General features: G+C 67.8%; 21 protein-coding genes. 9 read left to right on the forward strand and 12 right to left on the reverse strand.

The window, feature by feature from the left end; genetic code table 11:
- Positions 1-107: 107 nt before the first annotated feature.
- Positions 108-1001, reverse strand: coding sequence for an alpha/beta hydrolase (locus tag ACH0CP_RS10195; RefSeq protein WP_294441769.1), 894 nt, complete (start codon positions 999-1001; stop codon positions 108-110).
- A gap of 176 nt (positions 1002-1177) precedes the next feature.
- A complete protein-coding gene (locus ACH0CP_RS10200) occupies positions 1178-1339 on the reverse strand; it encodes a hypothetical protein (RefSeq protein WP_294441770.1) in 162 nt (53 codons plus the stop codon).
- A 101-nt stretch (positions 1340-1440) separates the two neighbouring features.
- On the opposite strand from ACH0CP_RS10200, the gene gcvA reads away from it, so the two are divergent.
- From gcvA to ACH0CP_RS10215, 3 genes are read left to right on the forward strand one after another with little or no spacing between them, the layout of a single operon-like run.
- Positions 1441-2328, forward strand: coding sequence for a transcriptional regulator GcvA (gene gcvA, locus ACH0CP_RS10205; protein WP_294441771.1), 888 nt, complete (start codon positions 1441-1443; stop codon positions 2326-2328).
- Positions 2329-2362: 34 nt separating this feature from the next.
- A complete protein-coding gene (gene parC, locus ACH0CP_RS10210; protein ID WP_294441772.1) occupies positions 2363-4603 on the forward strand; it encodes a DNA topoisomerase IV subunit A in 2241 nt (746 codons plus the stop codon).
- A 53-nt stretch (positions 4604-4656) separates the two neighbouring features.
- Entirely contained in the window at positions 4657-6342 is a 1686-nt protein-coding gene (locus tag ACH0CP_RS10215; protein WP_406875617.1) for a putative bifunctional diguanylate cyclase/phosphodiesterase, read from the forward strand.
- Here ACH0CP_RS10215 and ACH0CP_RS10220 read toward each other — a convergent pair.
- The 4 genes from ACH0CP_RS10220 to ACH0CP_RS10235 are packed head-to-tail and all read right to left on the reverse strand — an operon-like array spanning position 6312 to position 9199.
- A complete protein-coding gene (locus ACH0CP_RS10220; RefSeq protein WP_294441774.1) occupies positions 6312-7502 on the reverse strand; it encodes a CCA tRNA nucleotidyltransferase in 1191 nt (396 codons plus the stop codon). The two genes, ACH0CP_RS10215 and ACH0CP_RS10220, sit on opposite strands and share 31 nt — an antisense overlap.
- Positions 7490-8092, reverse strand: a complete 603-nt coding sequence (locus ACH0CP_RS10225; RefSeq protein ID WP_294441775.1) for a CoA pyrophosphatase — start codon at positions 8090-8092, stop codon at positions 7490-7492. The genes ACH0CP_RS10220 and ACH0CP_RS10225 overlap by 13 nt, the downstream gene beginning before the upstream one ends.
- Positions 8089-8649, reverse strand: coding sequence for a DUF1285 domain-containing protein (locus tag ACH0CP_RS10230; protein WP_294441776.1), 561 nt, complete (start codon positions 8647-8649; stop codon positions 8089-8091). The genes ACH0CP_RS10225 and ACH0CP_RS10230 overlap by 4 nt, the downstream gene beginning before the upstream one ends.
- 49 nt (positions 8650-8698) lie before the next feature.
- A complete protein-coding gene (locus ACH0CP_RS10235) occupies positions 8699-9199 on the reverse strand; it encodes a GNAT family N-acetyltransferase (RefSeq protein ID WP_294441777.1) in 501 nt (166 codons plus the stop codon).
- Positions 9200-9303: 104 nt separating this feature from the next.
- Between ACH0CP_RS10235 and ACH0CP_RS10240 the strand changes: the two genes are divergently transcribed.
- On the forward strand, positions 9304-9675 hold the full coding sequence (locus ACH0CP_RS10240) for a dihydroneopterin aldolase (RefSeq protein WP_294441778.1): 372 nt from the start codon (positions 9304-9306) through the stop codon (positions 9673-9675).
- Between the two features lie 54 nt (positions 9676-9729).
- Here the strand turns inward: ACH0CP_RS10240 and ACH0CP_RS10245 are convergent, their stop codons facing one another.
- Positions 9730-10503 (reverse strand): hypothetical protein, encoded by a 774-nt coding sequence (locus ACH0CP_RS10245; protein WP_294441779.1) that lies wholly within the window; start codon positions 10501-10503, stop codon positions 9730-9732.
- Between the two features lie 345 nt (positions 10504-10848).
- On the opposite strand from ACH0CP_RS10245, the gene ACH0CP_RS10250 reads away from it, so the two are divergent.
- The 5 genes from ACH0CP_RS10250 to ACH0CP_RS10270 all read left to right on the forward strand — a co-directional run bounded on the left by ACH0CP_RS10250 (position 10849) and on the right by ACH0CP_RS10270 (position 13900).
- The gene (locus tag ACH0CP_RS10250; protein ID WP_294441780.1) at positions 10849-11511 is read left to right on the forward strand and encodes an energy transducer TonB; all 663 of its coding nucleotides are present in this window, start codon (positions 10849-10851) and stop codon (positions 11509-11511) included.
- Between the two features lie 45 nt (positions 11512-11556).
- Positions 11557-12357, forward strand: coding sequence for a MotA/TolQ/ExbB proton channel family protein (locus ACH0CP_RS10255; RefSeq protein WP_294441781.1), 801 nt, complete (start codon positions 11557-11559; stop codon positions 12355-12357).
- Between the two features lie 89 nt (positions 12358-12446).
- Positions 12447-12929: a biopolymer transporter ExbD gene (locus tag ACH0CP_RS10260; protein WP_294441782.1), complete on the forward strand. Its 483-nt coding sequence runs from the start codon at positions 12447-12449 to the stop codon at positions 12927-12929.
- Between the two features lie 24 nt (positions 12930-12953).
- Entirely contained in the window at positions 12954-13382 is a 429-nt protein-coding gene (locus ACH0CP_RS10265) for a biopolymer transporter ExbD (RefSeq protein ID WP_294441783.1), read from the forward strand.
- A gap of 170 nt (positions 13383-13552) precedes the next feature.
- Positions 13553-13900 (forward strand): tetratricopeptide repeat protein, encoded by a 348-nt coding sequence (locus tag ACH0CP_RS10270; protein WP_294441784.1) that lies wholly within the window; start codon positions 13553-13555, stop codon positions 13898-13900.
- A 400-nt stretch (positions 13901-14300) separates the two neighbouring features.
- Here the strand turns inward: ACH0CP_RS10270 and dcd are convergent, their stop codons facing one another.
- The 5 genes from dcd to ACH0CP_RS10295 all read right to left on the reverse strand — a co-directional run bounded on the left by dcd (position 14301) and on the right by ACH0CP_RS10295 (position 18269).
- Positions 14301-14855, reverse strand: a complete 555-nt coding sequence (dcd, locus tag ACH0CP_RS10275; protein ID WP_294441785.1) for a dCTP deaminase — start codon at positions 14853-14855, stop codon at positions 14301-14303.
- Positions 14856-14954: 99 nt separating this feature from the next.
- The gene (locus ACH0CP_RS10280; protein ID WP_294441786.1) at positions 14955-15404 is read right to left on the reverse strand and encodes an RES family NAD+ phosphorylase; all 450 of its coding nucleotides are present in this window, start codon (positions 15402-15404) and stop codon (positions 14955-14957) included.
- Positions 15405-15468: 64 nt separating this feature from the next.
- Positions 15469-16818, reverse strand: coding sequence for an ATP-binding protein (locus tag ACH0CP_RS10285; protein ID WP_294441787.1), 1350 nt, complete (start codon positions 16816-16818; stop codon positions 15469-15471).
- Between the two features lie 10 nt (positions 16819-16828).
- Complete coding sequence (locus ACH0CP_RS10290) at positions 16829-17548, reverse strand: response regulator (protein ID WP_294441849.1); 720 nt, start codon at positions 17546-17548, stop codon at positions 16829-16831.
- 79 nt (positions 17549-17627) lie between these two features.
- Positions 17628-18269 carry an EF-hand domain-containing protein gene (locus ACH0CP_RS10295; RefSeq protein WP_294441788.1) on the reverse strand — a complete coding sequence of 214 codons (642 nt, stop codon included), beginning with the start codon at positions 18267-18269 and terminating at the stop codon, positions 17628-17630.
- Positions 18270-18325 lie beyond the last annotated feature (56 nt).

The following is an 18325-nucleotide window of genomic DNA, read 5'->3' on the forward strand; positions in this document are numbered from 1 at the left end:
TGAAATGGACAGCCCCGGCGACGCGACGGAAGCGGCGCGGCCGGGGCGGGAATGGGGGCGCGTATAGGCCAAGGGTGCCGATGGCGCAATCACGGCGGGCCTGAAGATCAGTGGCGCGTCGCCGGGGAGCCAGCGAAGAACGACTGGATCAACTGGCGTGTCCCAGCCCAGGCGCCGGTATCCGGCGTCACGAGTTCGACATGGCCGGTGGCGGGCACCTCGATGAGTTCAACCGCGTCCCCGGCGTTCCTCGCGCGGGCAACATAGTCGGTTGCCATGCGAAACGGGATGATGCGATCCTCGCGCCCATTGACCAGCGTTTGCGAGACGCGGAGCGGGAAGAGGCGGGGCACGGACGTGTCGGCATACGGATCGGAGCGATCGGTGCCGACGAGCTTGCCCACCACCTCGGTGCCGCAGCCATTGTCCGGGCTTGATGCGGTGGCTTCGAGATCCGGGAGGCCGCCGAGGCTGATGACATGCGCGATCTTGAGCGGTGCGGCCGTGTAGAGCGGGCTGGTCGCCGGCAATTTGCCGCGGGCGGCGAGCCACAGCGCGAGGTGCCCGCCCGCGGAGTGGCCGACGGCGACGACACGGCTGGTGTCGAGATTATATTTCCGTGCGTTTGCCGCGAGTTGATCGGCAGCTTTCGCGGCGTCTATGAAGGTGCCGGGATAGCCGCCACCCGCACGATCCACGCCGCGGTAATCGATATTCCACACCGCGATCCCGGCACCGCGCAGGTCGTCTGCAATCCAGTCCATGATCGTTCGATCGGCGATGCTGGTCTGCCAGCAGCCGCCGTGGACCATCACCACGACGGGGTGGGGACCGGGGCCGGCGGGGCGCCACAGATCCACCTTCTGATACGGGTCCGGCCCGTAGACGATCGTCGCGTCGGCGCTGGGCCGGGCACGCGACAGCAGATCGGGCCAGGTGAGGAGTTTGGCTTCGGGTTCGGGCATGGCGGCGAGCAGCAGCGGCAGGAGCAGGGCGATCACGCGGCTACGCTACGTCGGCTTTTCCGTCGATACTATGAAGAAGTGCGCGCTGGTGTGTTTCGTAACCGGGCTTGTCGAAGTGCCGGCCGCATCGGCCCGTATGCCGCGGGGCAGGGCGGCGGGCATTCGACAAGCCGGAATGTGTGTTGTTCGTACCGGCTGTCGTAATCCTCGCATCAGCCGCAGCGCTCGCGCCGCGCCGTCTTCCAGGGGGCGTCGAACTGCCTGGCACGCAGCCGGGCGAAGGCGGCCATCGTGTTATCGATCAGCCGGCCGATCCCGCTCGACATGCTGCTGTGGTGCTCGGCCCAGTCGCGGCTAAGGAAATCGTCGCGCATTGTTGCCTCCTCTCGTGACGAGAAGAAGATGACGCTTGCCGCCCCGCGCGGCCAACAAATCGCTGGACCATTTCGATAAGCGGAGCTTATCATCTTCGGCCATGCGACGCCTGCCGTCCCTTGCTGCCGTTCGGGTGTTCGAGGCGGCGGCGCGGCACCAGAATTTCACCGCGGCCGCGCAGGAGCTGGGCATGACCCAGGCGGCCGTCAGCTATCAGATCAAGGTGCTGGAAGAACGGCTTGCAACTACCTTGTTTCGCAGGGAAAAGCGCCGCGTCGCGCTCACCGATATCGGTTCTCGGGTCGCTGCGCAGCTGATCCCGGCGTTCGATGCGATCGACGCCGCCTTCGCGATGGTACGGGCGGAGGATGCCGGGGTGCTGTCGATCACCACGACCAATACCTTCGGCTCGACGTGGCTGGCGCGGCGGATCGGCGGGTTTCAGGCGGCGCACCCCGATCTGGAAGTGCGCATCCAGACGACCAACACGATGATCGATTTCGCGACCGCGGAGGTGGATCTGGCGATCCGCAGTGGCACGGGCGGCTGGCCGGGGCTGACGCAGGAACGGCTGATGGCGGTCGACTTCACGCCGATGTGCAGCCCCGAGTTCTTCGAGCGCCACGGCGGGCCGAAGGTGCCGGCCGATCTGCTGCGGCTGCCGCTGATCAGCCCGGACGATCCCTGGATCGAGCAATGGCTGCGCGATGCGGGGGTGGACTTTGCCGCCGCATCGCTACGCCCGGCCATTCGTTACGATTCCCAGTCGAGCGAGGGGCAGGCGGCGATGGCCGGGCACGGCATCGCGATGCTGACGCCGAAGCTGTGGCAAGGCGAGATCGCGACCGGCCGGCTGGTGCAGCCGTTCGCCCAGGTATCGGAGCTTGGCCTCAGCTACTGGCTGGTCTGCCAGGAGCATCGCCGGCGCGTGCCCAAGATCGCGCGTTTCCGGGAATGGCTGCTGGCGGAGATCGCAAGCGGGCGATAGCCGCGCCCCGCACCCGCTGCTATCGTCGGCGACAATGACCGATCTTCGTGATGACCCCCCGATCGGCGTGCTGGACGCGCCGTTCGATTCCGCGCTTTCCGAACGCTATCTCGTCTATGCGCTGTCGACGATCACCGCGCGATCGCTGCCCGATGTCCGTGATGGGCTGAAGCCGGTGCATCGCCGCTTGTTGTGGGCGATGCGGCTGCTGCGGCTCGATCCGACGCAGGGCTACAAGAAGTGCGCCCGCGTCGTCGGCGACGTGATCGGTAAATACCACCCGCACGGCGACCAGTCGGTCTATGACGCGATGGTCCGCCTCGCGCAGGATTTCGCGCTGCGTTATCCGCTTGTCGACGGGCAGGGCAATTTCGGCAACATCGACGGCGATAATGCTGCGGCCTACCGCTACACCGAGGCGCGGCTGACGCAGGTCGCAATCGACCTGATGGACGGGCTGGACGAGGATGCCGTCGCCTTCCGCCCGACGTACAATGGCGAGGACCAGGAGCCCGAACTGTTCCCGGGCCTGTTCCCCAACCTGCTGGCAAATGGCGCGAGCGGCATTGCCGTGGGCATGGCGACCAGCATTCCGCCGCACAATGCGGCCGAGCTGCTGGACGCGGCGATCGCGCTGATCGACGATCCCGCCGCCGATCCGCTCGCGTTCGTTCAGGGGCCGGACTTCCCGACGGGCGGCCTCTTGGTCGATCCGCCGGCGATCATCCGCGAGGCCTATGCCACGGGGCGCGGATCGTTCCGCGTGCGCTGCCGCTGGAGCGTGGAGCGGGAGAAGGGCGGGGGCTGGCAGATCATCGTCAGCGAGATCCCGTACGGCGTGCAGAAGGGCAAGCTGATCGAGCAGATCGCCGGCCTGGTGAACGACAAGAAGCTGCCGATCCTGGCCGATGTGCGCGACGAATCCGACGCGGAGATCCGCCTGGTGCTGGAGCCGCGCAGCCGGACGGTCGATCCGCAAGTGCTGATGGACGGGCTCTATCGCCTGTCCGATCTCGAGACGCGCGTGCCGCTCAACCTCAACGTGCTGGATGCGCAGCGCACGCCGCGGGTGATGAGCCTGGCGCAGGCGCTGGCGTCGTGGCTGGAACATCAGTTCATCGTGCTTCGCCGCCGCACCGAGCATCGGCTGAACAAGATCGCCGACCGGCTTGAGCTGGTGAAGGGCTATATCACCGCCTTCCTCAACCTCGACCGGGTGATCGAGATCATCCGCACCGAGGACGAGCCCAAGGCGGTGATGATCGCTGAGTTCGACCTGACCGACCGGCAGGCCGAGGCGATCCTCAACATGCGGCTGCGCAGCTTGCGCAAGCTTGAGGAAATGGAGCTGAAGCGCGAACAGGTGGCCCTGGAGAAGGAGCAGGCGAGCCTTCAGCTGCTGCTGGGATCGGACGCGCGCCAGCGGACGCGGATGAAGAAGGATCTGGAGAAGATCCGCGACCGCTATGGCCCGGAGACAGCGCTGGGCAAACGGCGCACGACGATCGAGGAAGCCGCGCCGGCGCGCGACATCCCGCTGGAGGCGATGATCGAGCGCGAGCCGATCACCGTCATCCTGTCGCAGCGCGGCTGGATCCGGGCGATGAAGGGGCATGTCGAGCTGGCCTCCGCCGAGACGCTGAAGTTCAAGGAAGGCGATGGACCCGCCTTTGCCTTCCACGCGCAGACGACGGACAAGCTGCTGCTCGCGGCGGAGAACGGGCGTTTCTACACGCTGGCGGCGGACAAGCTGCCGGGCGGACGCGGCTTCGGCGAGCCGGTGCGCGCGACGATCGACCTCGATGGCGGGATCGGCATCGTTCGGCTGCTGAAGGCGGAGCGCGACGGCAAGCTGCTGGTAGCGGCGAGCGACGGGCGCGGCTTCATCGTGCCGGTGAACGAGGTGCTGGCCGAGACTCGCAAGGGCAAGACGGTGGTGACGCCGCGCACCGGCGCGAAGCTGGCGGTGGTGCGGCCGGTGGCGAAGGACGACGATTACGTCGCTGCGATCGGTGACAATCGCAAGATGGTCGTCTTCCCGCTGGCGGAGCTGGCCGAGATGACGCGCGGGCAGGGATCGCAGCTGCAGCGCTATCGCGACGGTGGCCTGAGCGACGCCATCACGTTCAAGTTCAGCGACGGGCTGAGCTGGCCGATGGGCGGCGACAGCGGGCGGACGCGGACCGAGGCGGACCTGTCGCCATGGCGCACCGCGCGCGGCGCGGCCGGGCGGATGCCGCCGACCGGCTTCCCGCGCGACAACCGCTTCGCCTGACAAGCTTTTCGCGGTTAAGCCAAACTTTACCGCAGAGCCTTAGGCGTCGGCCGATGCGCTTCACCGCCGCAGCACGACCGGACCATGACGCGTTCGCCACGCCCGACGGGCTCTCGGCGTCCGAACGCGCGCTAGAGCTGCTGCCGATCGCGGCGGTGGTGGCGACGCTGGTCGAGGGCAAACTGACCTTCGACCTGCCCAATGCGGTATTCCGCAGCCTGGGCCTCGGCATGGACCCGGTCACCTCCCCATTGGCGCGCGATCTGGGTGGGCGGATCATCGCTTTCCTCGGCGGTGGCGCGGTACGCGACCAGCTGCCGTGGCGGACGGGCAATGCGGTGGAGCAGCGCCATTTCGACGTGACGCTGGCGCGGCTCGATGATGGCACGCGGGCGCGCTGCCTCGTCACGCTGATCGATCATACCGGCGAAGTGCGCACGGAGCTGAGCCTGCGGCGCGAGATGAGCACCGACAGCCTGACCGGGCTGCCGAACCGCGCCGGGTTCAGTGACCGGCTGGAGGCGATGATCGAGGCCGGAGCGCGCGATTACGCGGTGCTGGTGATCGATCTCGACCGCTTCGGCCGCGTGAATTCCTGCCTTGGCAGCATGGCGGGTGACGAATTGCTCATCACCGTCGCAAGGCGGATCAAGGGTGCGCTGCGGACGAACGACGTGCTCGGCCGGATCGGCGGGGACGAATTCGGCATCCTGCTGGCGATCGATTCGGATCGGAGCGAAACCGACCGGGCGGCGCAGCGGATCAGGGCGGTGCTGTCGACGCCGTTCCGGCTGAGTGAACTGGAGATCCGCATTTCCTGCGCGATCGGTATTGCCTTCGGCAGCGAGGCTACGGGCGATGCGGAGGACGTGATCCGCCATGCGCAATTCGCCGTGCGCCGATCCAAGGAGACGGGGCAGGCCGAAGCCTATCAGACGCGGGCCCTGGACCGGGCACGCGAGCAATTCGTGATGGAGACCGCGCTTCGCCGTGCGATCGAGGCGAACCGGCTGGAGCTTCATTACCAGCCGATCTGCGACCTGGGCACCGGGCGGATCGTGGCGTTCGAATCGCTGGCGCGCTGGCCGGGCGAGAACGGCGTCGACATACCGCCCAACGATTTCATCCCCGTCGCCGAGGAATCGGGCCTGATCGTGCCGCTGGGCCGGTGGGCGATCGACGAGGCGATCCGCACGCTGGCGCAATGGGACCAGCGGTCGGGCGGAACATGCGGCGTCAAGGTGGCGGTGAACCTGTCGCCGATCCAGCTGCAGCGCGACCGGATCGCACCCGTGGTGGCCGAGGCGCTGGCGCAGCATCGGCTGAGCGGCGACCGGCTGAAGCTGGAGCTGACCGAAAGCGCGCTGATCGCCGATCCGGACGGCAATGCCGAGATCCTGCGCGCGCTGAAGGCGACGGGCGCGACGATCGCGATGGACGATTTCGGCACCGGCTATTCCAACCTCGCCTATCTCCAGCGGCTGCCGATCGACATATTGAAGATCGACCGCAGCTTCGTGACCGGGATGCTGGGCGACCGCGACAAGATCGCCATCGTCCGCGCGATCCTGAGCCTCGCCCAGGCGCTGGGCATGGAGACGATCGCGGAAGGGATCGAGGGACAGGAACTGGGGCAGACGCTGGCCGCGCTCGGCTGCACCTACGGCCAAGGCTACGCCTATTCGCGACCGCTGCCGGCGGAGGAAGCTTACCGGCTGCTGGTGTCGACCAACAGCTGAGCCGTCACCGCGTCAGCGATCTCGGCGACGCGGGTGGCATCCGGAAAGCCTTCAGCAATCCACTGGCTTTCGACCTGGCGCAGCGCACGGGCGACTTCAGGGCCGCGGGCAATGCCGCGCGCGACGAGATCGCCGCCGGAGATCGGGAGCCGCGGGGGCGTCCAGTCCGCCAGCGCATCGATGCTTTGGCCGGCAAGCAGCAGGCGATCGATCGCGATCTCGCGACCGACGCGGAAGGCGAGCCCGCGCGGGCCTTCGCTGCCGGGGCCGTCGCTGGCCGCGATCAGGCGCTTGCGATCGGCGTTGGACAGGCGAAGCCGCGCACCGACCGACTCGGCGCTGGCGGCGGGGATGAGCGCGGCGAGGCGGCGGATCGGATCGGGGGCGAGGCCAGCAGCGGCTTCGGCGGCGGCGAGATCCTCGAGCGCCGTCACATCGGCGATCTCAGGGAGGACGGGGCGGAAGATGCCGCGCTCTACCATCAGGCGCACGACCGGCACGGCGCGCGGCGCGACGAGGAGCTTCAGCAATTCTGCCGCGATTCGCTCGCGCGACAAGGCCATGAGATCGTTGGCGCGATCGGTGCAGGCATCGAGCCCGGAGGAGTCGATCACGTCGCCGAAGCGCGCGTGAAAACGGAAGAAGCGCAGGATCCGCAAATGATCCTCCGCGATTCGACGATAGGGATCGCCGATGAAGCGCACGTGCCGCGCCTGAAGATCGGCGAGCCCGTCGAACCAGTCGAACACCTCGCCGGAGACCGGATCGGCGTAAAGCGCGTTCATGGTGAAATCGCGCCGCGCCGCATCCTCGCGCCAGTCATCGGTGAAGGCGACCACGGCGTGCCGGCCATCGGTGGAGACGTCGCGCCGCAGCGTCGTCACCTCCACCACCGTGCCTTGCGACACGGCGGTGACAGTGCCGTGGGCGATACCAGTCGGGATTGCCTTTATCCCGGCACCCTCCAGCCGTGCGATCACGTCCTGCGGCGAATGCGGGGTCGCAAGATCGAGATCGGACACGTCATGTCCGAGCAGGGTGTCGCGTACCGCGCCGCCGACATAGCGCGCGCCGCCGTCGGCCGCGTCCAGCGCCTCAGCGAGACGACCAAGGCCAGCGCGATGACGCCAGGCGGCGTCGGGCAGCATCACGCGGTCCATCGCAGCCGCCGCGACAGGTTGACGATCATGGCGGCAGTCGCTCCCCAAATTCGGCGATCCTCCCAGAGGATCTCGTAATAGCGCCGCTGGCGGCCATTCCACTCAACGCTCGCCTCGATCTGATTCTTGGGATCGAGGAGGAAATCGAGCGGCACTTCGAACACGCTGGCGACCTCCGCCTCCGAGGGGCGGAGCGGCAGATCGGGCGGCACCACGCCGACGATGGGCGTCACGGCATAGCCGGTGACGGTGCGGTAGCGATCGGCCTCGCCAAGCACGGTCACGGCGCTCGGCGGCAGCGCGATTTCTTCGTCCGCCTCGCGCAATGCAGCGGTGACGGCATCTTCGCCCGGATCAAGCCGACCGCCGGGGAACGCCACCTGGCCGGCGTGGCTGCGCAGTGTCTCGGTGCGCTGGGTGAGGATCACGCCGGGGCGGGCCCGATCGGTCACTGGCACCAGCACGGCGGCGGGCTTGAGGCTGCCGTCCGACGCGCGCGGCAGATCGACATGGTCGCCGGCCAAGAGGACCGTCTCCTGGCCCATGCCGGCGGTGAGCGCGCGGCCGAGCCGGTCAATGAGTGCGGTCATGATTCGATCGGGAAGAAGGCCCCGCCGCTCCAGATGCCGGGCGGCTCGTCGTCACCCGACAGGGCGCGTTCCGCAAGCTCGTAAAAGAGCGGCCGCGAGATCAGCGCCTCCAGCCCGCCCCGCACGTGGACGTAAGGGTGGGGGCCGTCCTCGCGTTCTTCGAAGCGCAGCGGATGATCGGCCGATACCGTCACCATCTCACCCGTGTTGAGCCGGAAGGCGATCTGCGACTCGCGGCCTTCGCCCTCGGTCTTCATCTCCACCGCGACGAAGGGCGCGTCCTCCACCTCGATATCGAGCTTCTCGACCGGGGTGACGAGGACATAGCCGCCATCGGGCTCGCGGCGCAGGATGCGGCTGAACGCGCGCACCATCGCCATGCGGCCGATCGGAGAGCCTTCGTGAAACCAGGTGCCGTCACGCGCGATCCGCATATCGCTGTGCCCGCAATGCGCCGGGTTCCACAGATCGACGGGCGGCAGACGATCCGCTTCGGTCAGCCGCGCGATGTCGGCGATCGTCAGCGTGCTGAATTCGGGGGGAGGCGCCATTGGCATGAGCCCGAGGTAGGGAAGCGCGGCATCCGGGTAAAGATGCCGCCCACGATCACGCCAGCGCCGCGACGCGCGGGCCGATCGTCCCGGCGCCCGCAGGCACCCCGGCGCCGCGGGCGAGGAGGCGCCGCTGCTCGAACGGGCCGGGCAGGCGCCATTCGCCGGTGCGATCGGCGGAGAAGCCGAAAAAGCGGCCGTAATATTCGGGATCGCCGATGAGCATCAGCGGCGCATCACCCATCCGTTCCAGCGCCGCGGCGACCAGCATCCGGCCGATGCCGTCACGTTGCCGGGCGGGCTCCACCGCCACCGGGCCGACCAGCGCCATGGGCACGCAGCGCCCGTCATCGCCGGTGAATTGCACCGGCCAGAGCTGGATCGAGCCGACCAACGCGCCATCGTCAACCGCAGCAAGGCTGGGGCCGGTGAGGGCGGCGACTCCGTCGCGAAGGCGATAGGCGGTGCGGCCGTGGCGGTCGGCGCCGAAGGCACGATCGAGCAATTGCTCCACCGCCTGCGATTCCACCGTTTCCAGCCCCACGAGCTCGATCATGCCTGCCTCCCGCCCCAGAATCAGGGGGTGGCGCGCCTTAGACCCTGCAGGCCTGAACGCAAGCGGAATGGCGCCGCGGCGAAAGTGCCGCTAAGCGCGCGGGGGTGGAAGACACGCTCGAACTCGAAGTGCACGATCTGGAAGTGCCGGTGCTGACCGGCGTCTATTCAGAGGAGACGCACCTGCCGCAGCCGCTGCGGATATCGTTGACGGTGCTGCTGGATGCCCTGCCGCATTTCGCGCCGGATACGCCGCTGACGGCATCGAAGAACTATCTCGACCTGAAGCATGCCGCGACCGACGCATTGCCGCCGGGTGTGCATTTCACGCTGATCGAGGGCGTTGCCGATCATATCGCCGAGACATTGTTCCTGCAGGACAAGCGGGTGCGGCGGGTGAAGGTGAAGATCGTCAAGCTGGCGATCGCCGAGGCGGGCGAATCGATCGGGATCACGCTGGTCCGCCACCGCCGTTAAGGCGCGGCGGGTATCCGCCTCGCCCGGCGATGGCGCAGGGCGAGGCCTTCAACGTTACTGCGCCGGGCCCTGATCGCCGCGATCGCACGGGCCGAGCTGCTGGATCACGTAGCGATAATCCTCGCGCGCGACGGCGGCGTCGGCGGGCTCCAGCGCCTGCGTGCTGCGCGCCGGCAGGGCCGGGGGCAGGGCGCAGGCGAGGCGATACCATAGCAACGTGTCACGCTGCGGCGGGCCGGCGGCGTCGTCCACGATCTCCGACAGCGCAACGGCCCAGCGCGGCTGCTCGCCCGGACGGCGCAGGATCGATAGCGAGACGGGGCGATTGTCCTGCGTCGTCAGGAACACCTGGGTCTCGCCTTCGCCCGGCAGCGAGCCGGGCACGTGGAAGGCGTTACCGATGCCGGTGACGACCGGAGGCGCATCACCGGCGATCACTTCCTGCGCGATACGGCGGGTGAGGGCGTCAACCTCGGGCGACCACCATAGCTGCGCCGAGGGGGAGATGAGCTGGAGCTGAGTCGGGCTGCCGGGAACCGGGCGGGCGAACAGCAGCACGCGGGCGCGTTTCAGCTTCGGCTGGCGCCCGTCGGGGCCGAGCGGGGCATCGAGGAGATAGCCGACGCGCGGCGGGATGGCCCCGGGGCCGCGGACCAGCGCCAGGACATCGGCCTCTATATAATAGCGTGTGTACCCCGGCGAGACATTGGCGGCCTCCGCGCCCTTGATGCGCGTGGCGGAACGGATCGTTGCATCAACGATCACCGGACTCGCGATCACCATGTCCGCGATCCGCGCATAGGACAGCGCGGGGGCGGCGGGAACCATCGCGGGTCCCGGTTGTTGCGCATTGAGCGCGGCGGGAATCTGGAGCGGCGCCGTGGCCATCGCGAGGCCCAGCCAAACCGAACTTTTTCTTAGGGAAGCCATGCCCTTCGGTTAATCGATCCCCTTCCCGTGATACAGAAATAAATCTGCAGCAAGGCGATTGTTCGTTTGTTGCGTCCGACAAAGCGTTTGCGTGTCGTTAAGGCGCAAGTTAGGACTCGCACACCGCAGGGGTGTCGTTTAGCCCTTGCGGACGGACCGGCACGCCTACTCCGCCCCCCGCGGAGGCCGTGGCAGGCCGCCCGGCCCCTTCGGGCCATAGGGATTAGGGAGTGCTTTTGCTGAATGGCCTACTCTGACCAGAAGATGAGCGGGAGCAAGATCGTCGCGATCGTTATTGTCGCGTTGATCCATGCTGCTCTCGGCTACGCCTTCGTCACCGGCCTCGCGTTCCAATACGTGAAAAAGGTTTCGGAGAAGCTGAATACGTTCGACGTGGAGGAGCCGCCTCCCCCGCCGCCGGATGAGCCGCCGCCCCCGCCGCCGGATATTCCGATGACGCCGCCGCCCGTCGTGGCGCCGCCGCCCATCGTGACGACTCCGTCGCCGCCCGTCGTCATCGCGACCGTGCCGACTCCGCCGCCGGTATACGTGCCGACGCCGGTCTCGCCGCCTGCGCCGCCGCCCGCTCCCCCGGCTCCGCCGGTGGTCAGCAAGGCTGCGGGTGCCAAGGGCGATCCGGCACAGTGGATCACGAATGACGATTATCCGCCCAGCTCGATCCGTGCCGAGGAAGAAGGCACGACTGCGATCAAGTGGACAATCAATACGCAGGGACGTGTCGAGAACTGTGTCGTGACGGAATCGAGCGGATCCAACGCCCTCGACCAGGCGGCTTGCCGGGCACTGACCCGCCGGGCGCGCTATTCGCCGGCGACCGACGCTGCGGGTAACCCGATCGCAACGACGCAGAGCCGTCGCGTGGTCTGGCGCCTGCCGCGGGACTGATCTTCACACGCCAGAATTTGCGCTTTTCAGAGGGATACCAATCGAATGATCACCACCATCCTCGCTGCAGCCGCCGACCCGGCCGCACACGGCGGCGAAAACCCGTACGGCCTGGCCGCCGCGCTCGAGCAGGGCGGCATCATCGCCCAGAGCACCTTCGGCATCCTCGTGCTGATGTCGGTCGTCTCGTTCTACATCATGTTCACCAAGCTCTTCGAGCAGCAGAAGATCATCAACCAGGCGAAGCGCGTGCGCGCCTCGTTCTGGCAGACGACCTCGCTGCGCGAAGGTTCGGCGAAGCTGGAGAAGAACTCGGCCTACAAGCAGATCGTCGACGACGGCCTGCAGGCGCAGGAGCAGCACGCCAAGCTGACCGATCCGGTCGAAGCACATGACTGGCTGCACGGCTCGCTCGCTCGCTCGGAAGCGATGATCAACTCGCGTCTGGGCACCGGCCTCGCGTTCCTCGCGACCGTGGGTGCGACGGCGCCGTTCATCGGCCTGTTCGGTACGGTTATCGGCATCTACCGCGCGCTCATCAAGATCGGTGCGGCTGGCCAGGCGTCGATCGACGCGGTCGCCGGTCCGGTCGGTGAAGCGCTCATCATGACCGCGCTCGGTCTCGCCGTGGCCGTTCCGGCGGTGCTCGGCTACAACTGGCTGCAGCGTCGCAACAAGTCGATCGCGGAAGAGCTGTCGGCCTTCTCGAACGACGTGCTCGGCTACCTCGCGTCGAACGGCGCGGTGCGCCCGACGGTTGCCGGCGCGGCCAAGCCGGTTGCTGCCAAGCCGGTCGGCACCACCACGGCCGGTCAGACCGGCGGCGTGCAGCCGACCCGCTCGTAATGGGGGAAAGCGGGGTTGCCGCTCGGCGGCCCCGCCACCTTTCCCGGCCGGATGACCGGCGGGAACGAAGACATAGGATAGCCTGACTTATGGCGATGAGCGTTGGTGGAGACTCCGCCGCAGAAACCCCGATGTCGGACATCAACACGACGCCCCTCGTGGACGTCATGCTGGTGCTCCTCATCATCTTCCTGATCGCGGTCCCGGTCGTGATCCAGACGGTCCCGGTGCAGCTGCCGCAGGTCCGCTTCGACCCGACGACGACCAAGCCTGAGAATGTCTCGCTCTCGATCACCTCGGAGGACGGTCAGTGCGCCGTGTACTGGGGCATGACGAAGGTGACCCACCAGGAGCTGCTCGATCGCGCGGTGGCCAAGCTGAAGGCCGAGATCGAGCGCCAGGGCGGGGTCAATGCTCCGGGCCTGGAGCTTCCGGAAGCGCATGTGCGCGGCGACGTAAACACGCCGTGGAAGTGCGTGGCAGGCGCGATCTACAACATGCAGATGGCAGGCTTCGCCAAGGTGGGGTTCATTTCCGAACCGCCCCCGGGTGAGAACGTCTCGCGTCTTTAAGCACAGCCACGAGGAGTAATCGAAATGGCAATGAGTGGCGGCAAAGACGATGGCGAGCCGATGATGGAGATGAACACGACGCCGTTGATCGACGTCATGCTCGTGCTCCTCATCATGTTCATCATCACCATCCCGATCCAAACCCACGCGGTGAAGGTGGATCTTCCGCAGAATTCGCCGAACAACGCGCCGCCGCCGGTCCAGCCGGACAAGAACAAGATCGCGATCGCGGCCGATGGCACGATCACGTGGAACGGTTCGCCGGTCGATGCGGTGCGGCTGCGTCAGTACCTCGACGTGTCGGCAGCGATGAACCCGGAGCCGGAGCTGCACTTCCAGCCTGATCCGCAGGTGCGCTACGACGTCGTTGATCAGACGCTGGCGGTGATCAAGCGGTCGAACATCACGAAGCTCGGCTTCATCGGCAACGAGCAGTATTACCGCGACTTCTAAGTCCGCGGCGATCTGCGAACGATACGGGCGGCCCCTGGCGGGCCGCCCTTTTTTTATGTGCGTCGCGCGTCGGCCCCTGGAGTCATTGCATCACTGTCTCAAAAGTGACATTCTCCTGTCACAAAAATGAAACGCAGGCGTCATCCGCCTGTCATGCTGGGAGAATGGATATGCGCGTTATCCTCTTGGCGCTCTGCGGTGCTGCGATCGCCGCTACACCGGCGGCGGCGAGCGACCGGACCGGCTACCAGGCAATCTCGGCCGGTGATTACCAGGCAGCGGAAGCCACGCTTGTGGCGGAGCGGCGCATCTTCCCGCGCCGGCCTGAGCTGATGATCAACCTTGCGACCGTCTATGCCCGCACCGGCCGCATCGGCGAGGCGGCGTCGCTGTACCGTGCGGCACTGAACGCGAGCGATGTCGAGATGGCGATGCCCAATGGCGAGGTGGAGTCCTCCCGCGAGGTGGCACAACGCGGGCTCGACCGGCTGGGCGGGGTGACGCTCGCGGGGCGCTGATCAACCGCGTAAGCTGGTTTGCGCGGTCGCTTTGAGGGCGCTGACGGCGCATGCCTTGCCCCTGAATGCTGCCGGCGTTCAGCTAAGCTCGAGGTAGAAGCGGGATCCCGGGTCCAGCCCGGGGTGCCGGGGCGTCCCGGCACTATCGGCAAGATGCGCCCGGACGCTTTCTGGCCCAGGCGGAATGACCGATCGGCTTGGGCGTGGATGATCGTTCACCGGTGCCGGCGTGCCCGAAGAAATCTCCTCCGTCGGGGCGGCCGTGACGAGGTGGCGCCGCGCCGGGGAGCCGTCAGAATACCTGAGCGCGTCCTGACTGCACCTGGCTTCCCGCAGGGCATCAGTCTTGTCGGGTTCTGTGGTTCGCCCCTTGTCGTTGGAGGGCCTTACCGCCTTCCGCTCACAGCCGCGGCAGGGTGACGCCGCGCTGGCCCATATATTTGCCGGCGCGATCGGCGTAGCTGATCTCGCACGGCTCGTTCCCTTGCAGGAACAGGAACTGGCACGCGCCCTCGTTGGCGTAGATCTTGGCCGGCAGCGGGGTGGTGTTCGAGAACTCCAGCGTCACATGGCCTTCCCAGCCGGGTTCCAGCGGGGTGACGTTCACGATGATCCCGCAGCGCGCATAGGTCGACTTGCCGAGGCAGATCACCAGCACGTCGCGGGGCACGCGGAAATATTCCACCGTCCGCGCCAGCGCGAAGCTGTTGGGCGGGATGATGCAGACGTCCGTCTTGCGATCGACGAAGCTGTTGGCGGCGAAATCCTTCGGGTCCACCGTCGCCGAATCGACGTTGGTGAAGATCTTGAATTCGTCTGCGACCCGAGCGTCATAGCCGTAGGAGCTGAGACCGTAGCTGATGCAGCCATCGCGCCGCTGTGCCTCGACGAACGGCTCGATCATGCCGTTGGTGAGCGCCTGCTCGCGAATCCACCGGTCTGACTGCACGGACATTGTTGCGCTCCCTCCGCCGCGCTCTTCGCCGCCCGCGCGCGGCTTGGCAAGGTGCTGGTGCGTGTGGCGGTGCGAGAGGATGTGGCCGGCTCGTGGAGATCAGCTGCCGTGCGCCAACGGTCTGTCGAGGGGGGTCAGGCAGCGAGGTTCAAAGACCACGACGTGCGAGAGGCGGGGGCTCGAGCGCGACGAGTAGACCATCGCTTCCGCGCCGAGCTGTCTTGCCGCGTCAGACAACGGCCAGGTGGGCGGCGTCTCGCCTCGCCTGATGAAATCCTGCCAGTCAGCCGAGGCCGCCGTCACCTCTCGAATGTCCGCGGCACGGTTCGTCAGGAGGCGTAGCGGAACGAGGATGCGTCGGATGCCATCGGCGGCGTAGCGGCGCATGGCGAGCTCCGCGCCCTCCGGGCTTAGCGACGCATAGATGGCGATCTGGCCAAAATGGTGGAACCGGCCGCTCGGCGCCCTTGCCGGCGCCATCGGTGTGTTGATGAGCGCTTCATCGAGCAGGCGCCAGATGTTGGCCTCGAATGGTGCCGTGGGGATCATGCCTGCTGGCGCGGCGCTGCTGCGTTGGCCGCTGCCGATCGGCGAAGCACTGCGCCGCCGCCCGTCACCGCGGCAGGGTGATCGTGGCGGTGAGGCCGCCGCCGTCGCGGTTGGCGAGGGTGATGTCGCCGCCGGCATCGCGGACGATGGCGCGGGCGAGCGCCAGGCCAAGGCCGATGCCACCGGTATCGCGGTTGCGTGATCCTTCGAGGCGCGTGAAGGGATCGAACACGGCCTCCATGCGATCGGCCGGGATGCCGGGGCCGCGATCGGCGACGCAGACGAGGACGCGGCCGGGTGTCTGCTGCAGCGAGACCTCGACGGCGCCGGCATATTTGATCGCATTCTCGATGAGGTTGCGCACCGCGCGGCGGAAGAGCGTGGGGCGAAGCCGCATGCGGAGGCGATCGGCCTCCTCGAATGAGACATCGGCGCCAAGGTCGCGGAAATCCTCGACCACCGCATCGACCAGCGCGGCGAGATCGACTTCAGTGATCGCTTCGCTCGGGCGGCCAAGGCGGGCGAGCGAGAGGATGTCGTCCAGCGTGCGGCTCATTTCCTCGATCGTGTCGGCCATGCGGGCGCGGTCCTGCTCGTCCTCGACCGACTCGATCCGCACGCGAAGCGCCGCAAGGGGCGTGCGCAGATCGTGGCCGATTGCGCCGAGCATCCGGTCCTTTTCTTCGAGCATCGCGGTGACGCGGCGAGTAAGCGCGTTGAACGCGGCGACCACGTCGCGCACATCGCTCGGCCCGTCGACCGCCAGCGGCTCGGGCGCGCTGCCCGGCGTGAAGTTGCGGGCTGCCACCGCAAGCGCGCGCAGCGGGCGCGCGATGCGGCGCGCCAGCCACAGGACAGGGACGAGGATCAGGACATAGATGATCAGCGTCTGGGCAAAGAGCGCCCAGATGATGCGCATGTCCCGGCGCGGCCAGGGCGCGTTGGTGCTGATCCAGCTGCCGTCGGGCTGCTGCACCGCAATGACCAACGTGTCAGCGATTCGGGCGCGGTGCGCGCGGCCAAGGCGCCGTTGCCGCTCGTCGGAGACGCGGGTCGTCGGCTCGCGGGCATCGGCCGGACGAAGGCCGACCTCGATCCGCCCGGGGCTGACGCCGGCTTCGATCAGCTGGCGGCGCAGCTCCTCGGCGACGTCAGGGTGACGTTCCCAGGCAGGCTCGAGCGGATTGGCGGCGCGGCGGCGGACGCGGCCGCGGTCCTCGAAGATCGGCCGCTCGTCCGCGCGTTCAAGTGCGTCGGCGATCCGCACCGCGGCCGGACGGGTGGCCTGGGCGAGGCGGAAGTTGGCGCGATCGCGCAGCACGAGCGCAAGATTGATCGCCTGCGCGGCGAACAGGGCGATCGCCAGCAGCAGCGCCAACTGGCCCGGCAGGTTGCGAGGGAAGGGGAGCCTCACGCTCGGGCCGTCACAGCCGGGTTACTTCCGCGGCCAGCGTATAGCCGCCGCCCCATACCGTCTTGATCAGCTGCGGCGACTTGGGGTCGGCCTCGATCTTCTTGCGCAGGCGGCTGACCTGGTTGTCGATCGCGCGATCGAAGGCGGCCGCTTCGCGCCCTTGCGTGAGATCGAGCAGCTGGTCGCGGGTCAGCACCTGGCGCGGCCGGGTGACCAAGGCGTGGAGGAGGTTGTACTCGCCGGTCGACAGCGGGACGGCGACGCCCTCGCGATCGACCAGGGTGCGCTCGCCCGTCTTCAGCACCCAGCCGGCAAAGGCATAGGCGCTCGCGTCAGGTGCATGCTGCCGCGTGCCGCCGCCGCGCAGCCGGCGCAGCACGACCTTGATCCGGGCGGCAAGCTCGCGCGGGGAGAAGGGCTTTACGACATAATCGTCGGCGCCCATTTCCAGGCCGACGATCCGGTCGGTCTCCTCGGTACGCGCGGTGAGCAGGATGACGGGGATATCGCTGGTCTCGCGAATGTGGCGACACAGGCTGAGCCCGTCCTCGCCCGGCATCATGATGTCGAGCACCACGAGATCGATCGCATAAGCGCCGAGCCGCGCACGGGCAGCCTCGGCATCACCCACCTGGGTGACACGGAAGCCCTGTTTGGTGAGATATTGCGCCAGCGGCTCGCGGATAGAGCGCTCGTCGTCGACGAGCAGCAGGTGGGGCAGTTCGGCCATGGCGTCGGTGTCTAGCATGTCATGCTCCCGCGGGAAGCGCCGGGCGGGCTGAGAGGTCCCCGCCCGGCGCGCGCCGGCGTCAGCGAGCGCCGCCGGGCTGCGCTGCGCCACCGCCGCGACGCGCCTTCATGGCGTCACGGGCGGCGTCGCGTTCGGCCTGGTCGATCTTGCCGTCTCGATTGGTGTCGAGCCGGTCGAACATGGCCTGGGTTGCGGCGACGGCTTCGGCCTTGGTGACGACGCCGTCGCGGTTGGTGTCGGCCATGGCCATTGCGGCCATCGCGCCGCCGTGGCCGCGCCCGACGTGGCGCATGCCGTCCGGCCCGCCGCGCCCGCCGCGGTGCATGCCGCGCATTGCCTGGCGTTCGGTCGCGTCGATCTTGCCGTCCTTGTTGGCATCCGCCCGGTCGAAGCGGGCAAGCGCCGCCTGACGCATCTGCTCCTGCGTGATGTCCGGCATGTTGGTGCGGCGGCCGGACCGCTCGTCGGCGGTGATCTTGCCGTCCTTGTTGGCATCGAGCTTCGCGAAGCGCGCGTCAGTGGCGGCGATGACTTCGGCGCGGGTGATCACGCCGTCCTTGTTAAGATCGAGGCCCATGCCGCGATCCCCGCGGAACTTGCCCGCTGCGGTCGGCGCGGTCGTCTGGCCAGCGGTCTGCGCCGCGGCGATGCCGGTGGTGGTGGTGCCTGCGAGCGCGGCGGCGATGATGATACGCTTCATCCGTAATGATCCTTCGTGCGATGCGGGACCTTCCCCGCTGATGGGACCGATATGGA

The organism is Sphingomonas sp. 179-I 2A4 NHS (genome assembly GCF_045369135.1).
GTDB lineage: Bacteria > Pseudomonadota > Alphaproteobacteria > Sphingomonadales > Sphingomonadaceae > Sphingomonas.

Excerpts from the sequence above, each read along its gene's own strand:
- ACH0CP_RS10250 (WP_294441780.1), top strand. The coding sequence starts at position 10,849 with ATGGCCTACTCTGACCAGAAGATGAGCGGGAGCAAGATCGTCGCGATC.
- parC (WP_294441772.1), top strand. The coding sequence starts at position 2,363 with ATGACCGATCTTCGTGATGACCCCCCGATCGGCGTGCTGGACGCGCCG.
- ACH0CP_RS10220 (WP_294441774.1), bottom strand. The coding sequence starts at position 7,502 with ATGGACCGCGTGATGCTGCCCGACGCCGCCTGGCGTCATCGCGCTGGC.
- dcd (WP_294441785.1), bottom strand. The coding sequence starts at position 14,855 with ATGTCCGTGCAGTCAGACCGGTGGATTCGCGAGCAGGCGCTCACCAAC.
- ACH0CP_RS10290 (WP_294441849.1), bottom strand. The coding sequence starts at position 17,548 with ATGGCCGAACTGCCCCACCTGCTGCTCGTCGACGACGAGCGCTCTATC.
- ACH0CP_RS10230 (WP_294441776.1), bottom strand. The coding sequence starts at position 8,649 with ATGCCAATGGCGCCTCCCCCCGAATTCAGCACGCTGACGATCGCCGAC.
- ACH0CP_RS10225 (WP_294441775.1), bottom strand. The coding sequence starts at position 8,092 with ATGACCGCACTCATTGACCGGCTCGGCCGCGCGCTCACCGCCGGCATG.
- ACH0CP_RS10280 (WP_294441786.1), bottom strand. The coding sequence starts at position 15,404 with ATGATCCCCACGGCACCATTCGAGGCCAACATCTGGCGCCTGCTCGAT.
- ACH0CP_RS10215 (WP_406875617.1), top strand. The coding sequence starts at position 4,657 with ATGCGCTTCACCGCCGCAGCACGACCGGACCATGACGCGTTCGCCACG.
- ACH0CP_RS10265 (WP_294441783.1), top strand. The coding sequence starts at position 12,954 with ATGGCAATGAGTGGCGGCAAAGACGATGGCGAGCCGATGATGGAGATG.
- ACH0CP_RS10260 (WP_294441782.1), top strand. The coding sequence starts at position 12,447 with ATGGCGATGAGCGTTGGTGGAGACTCCGCCGCAGAAACCCCGATGTCG.
- ACH0CP_RS10270 (WP_294441784.1), top strand. The coding sequence starts at position 13,553 with ATGCGCGTTATCCTCTTGGCGCTCTGCGGTGCTGCGATCGCCGCTACA.
- ACH0CP_RS10245 (WP_294441779.1), bottom strand. The coding sequence starts at position 10,503 with ATGGTTCCCGCCGCCCCCGCGCTGTCCTATGCGCGGATCGCGGACATG.
- gcvA (WP_294441771.1), top strand. The coding sequence starts at position 1,441 with ATGCGACGCCTGCCGTCCCTTGCTGCCGTTCGGGTGTTCGAGGCGGCG.
- ACH0CP_RS10200 (WP_294441770.1), bottom strand. The coding sequence starts at position 1,339 with ATGCGCGACGATTTCCTTAGCCGCGACTGGGCCGAGCACCACAGCAGC.
- ACH0CP_RS10235 (WP_294441777.1), bottom strand. The coding sequence starts at position 9,199 with ATGATCGAGCTCGTGGGGCTGGAAACGGTGGAATCGCAGGCGGTGGAG.
- ACH0CP_RS10295 (WP_294441788.1), bottom strand. The coding sequence starts at position 18,269 with ATGAAGCGTATCATCATCGCCGCCGCGCTCGCAGGCACCACCACCACC.
- ACH0CP_RS10255 (WP_294441781.1), top strand. The coding sequence starts at position 11,557 with ATGATCACCACCATCCTCGCTGCAGCCGCCGACCCGGCCGCACACGGC.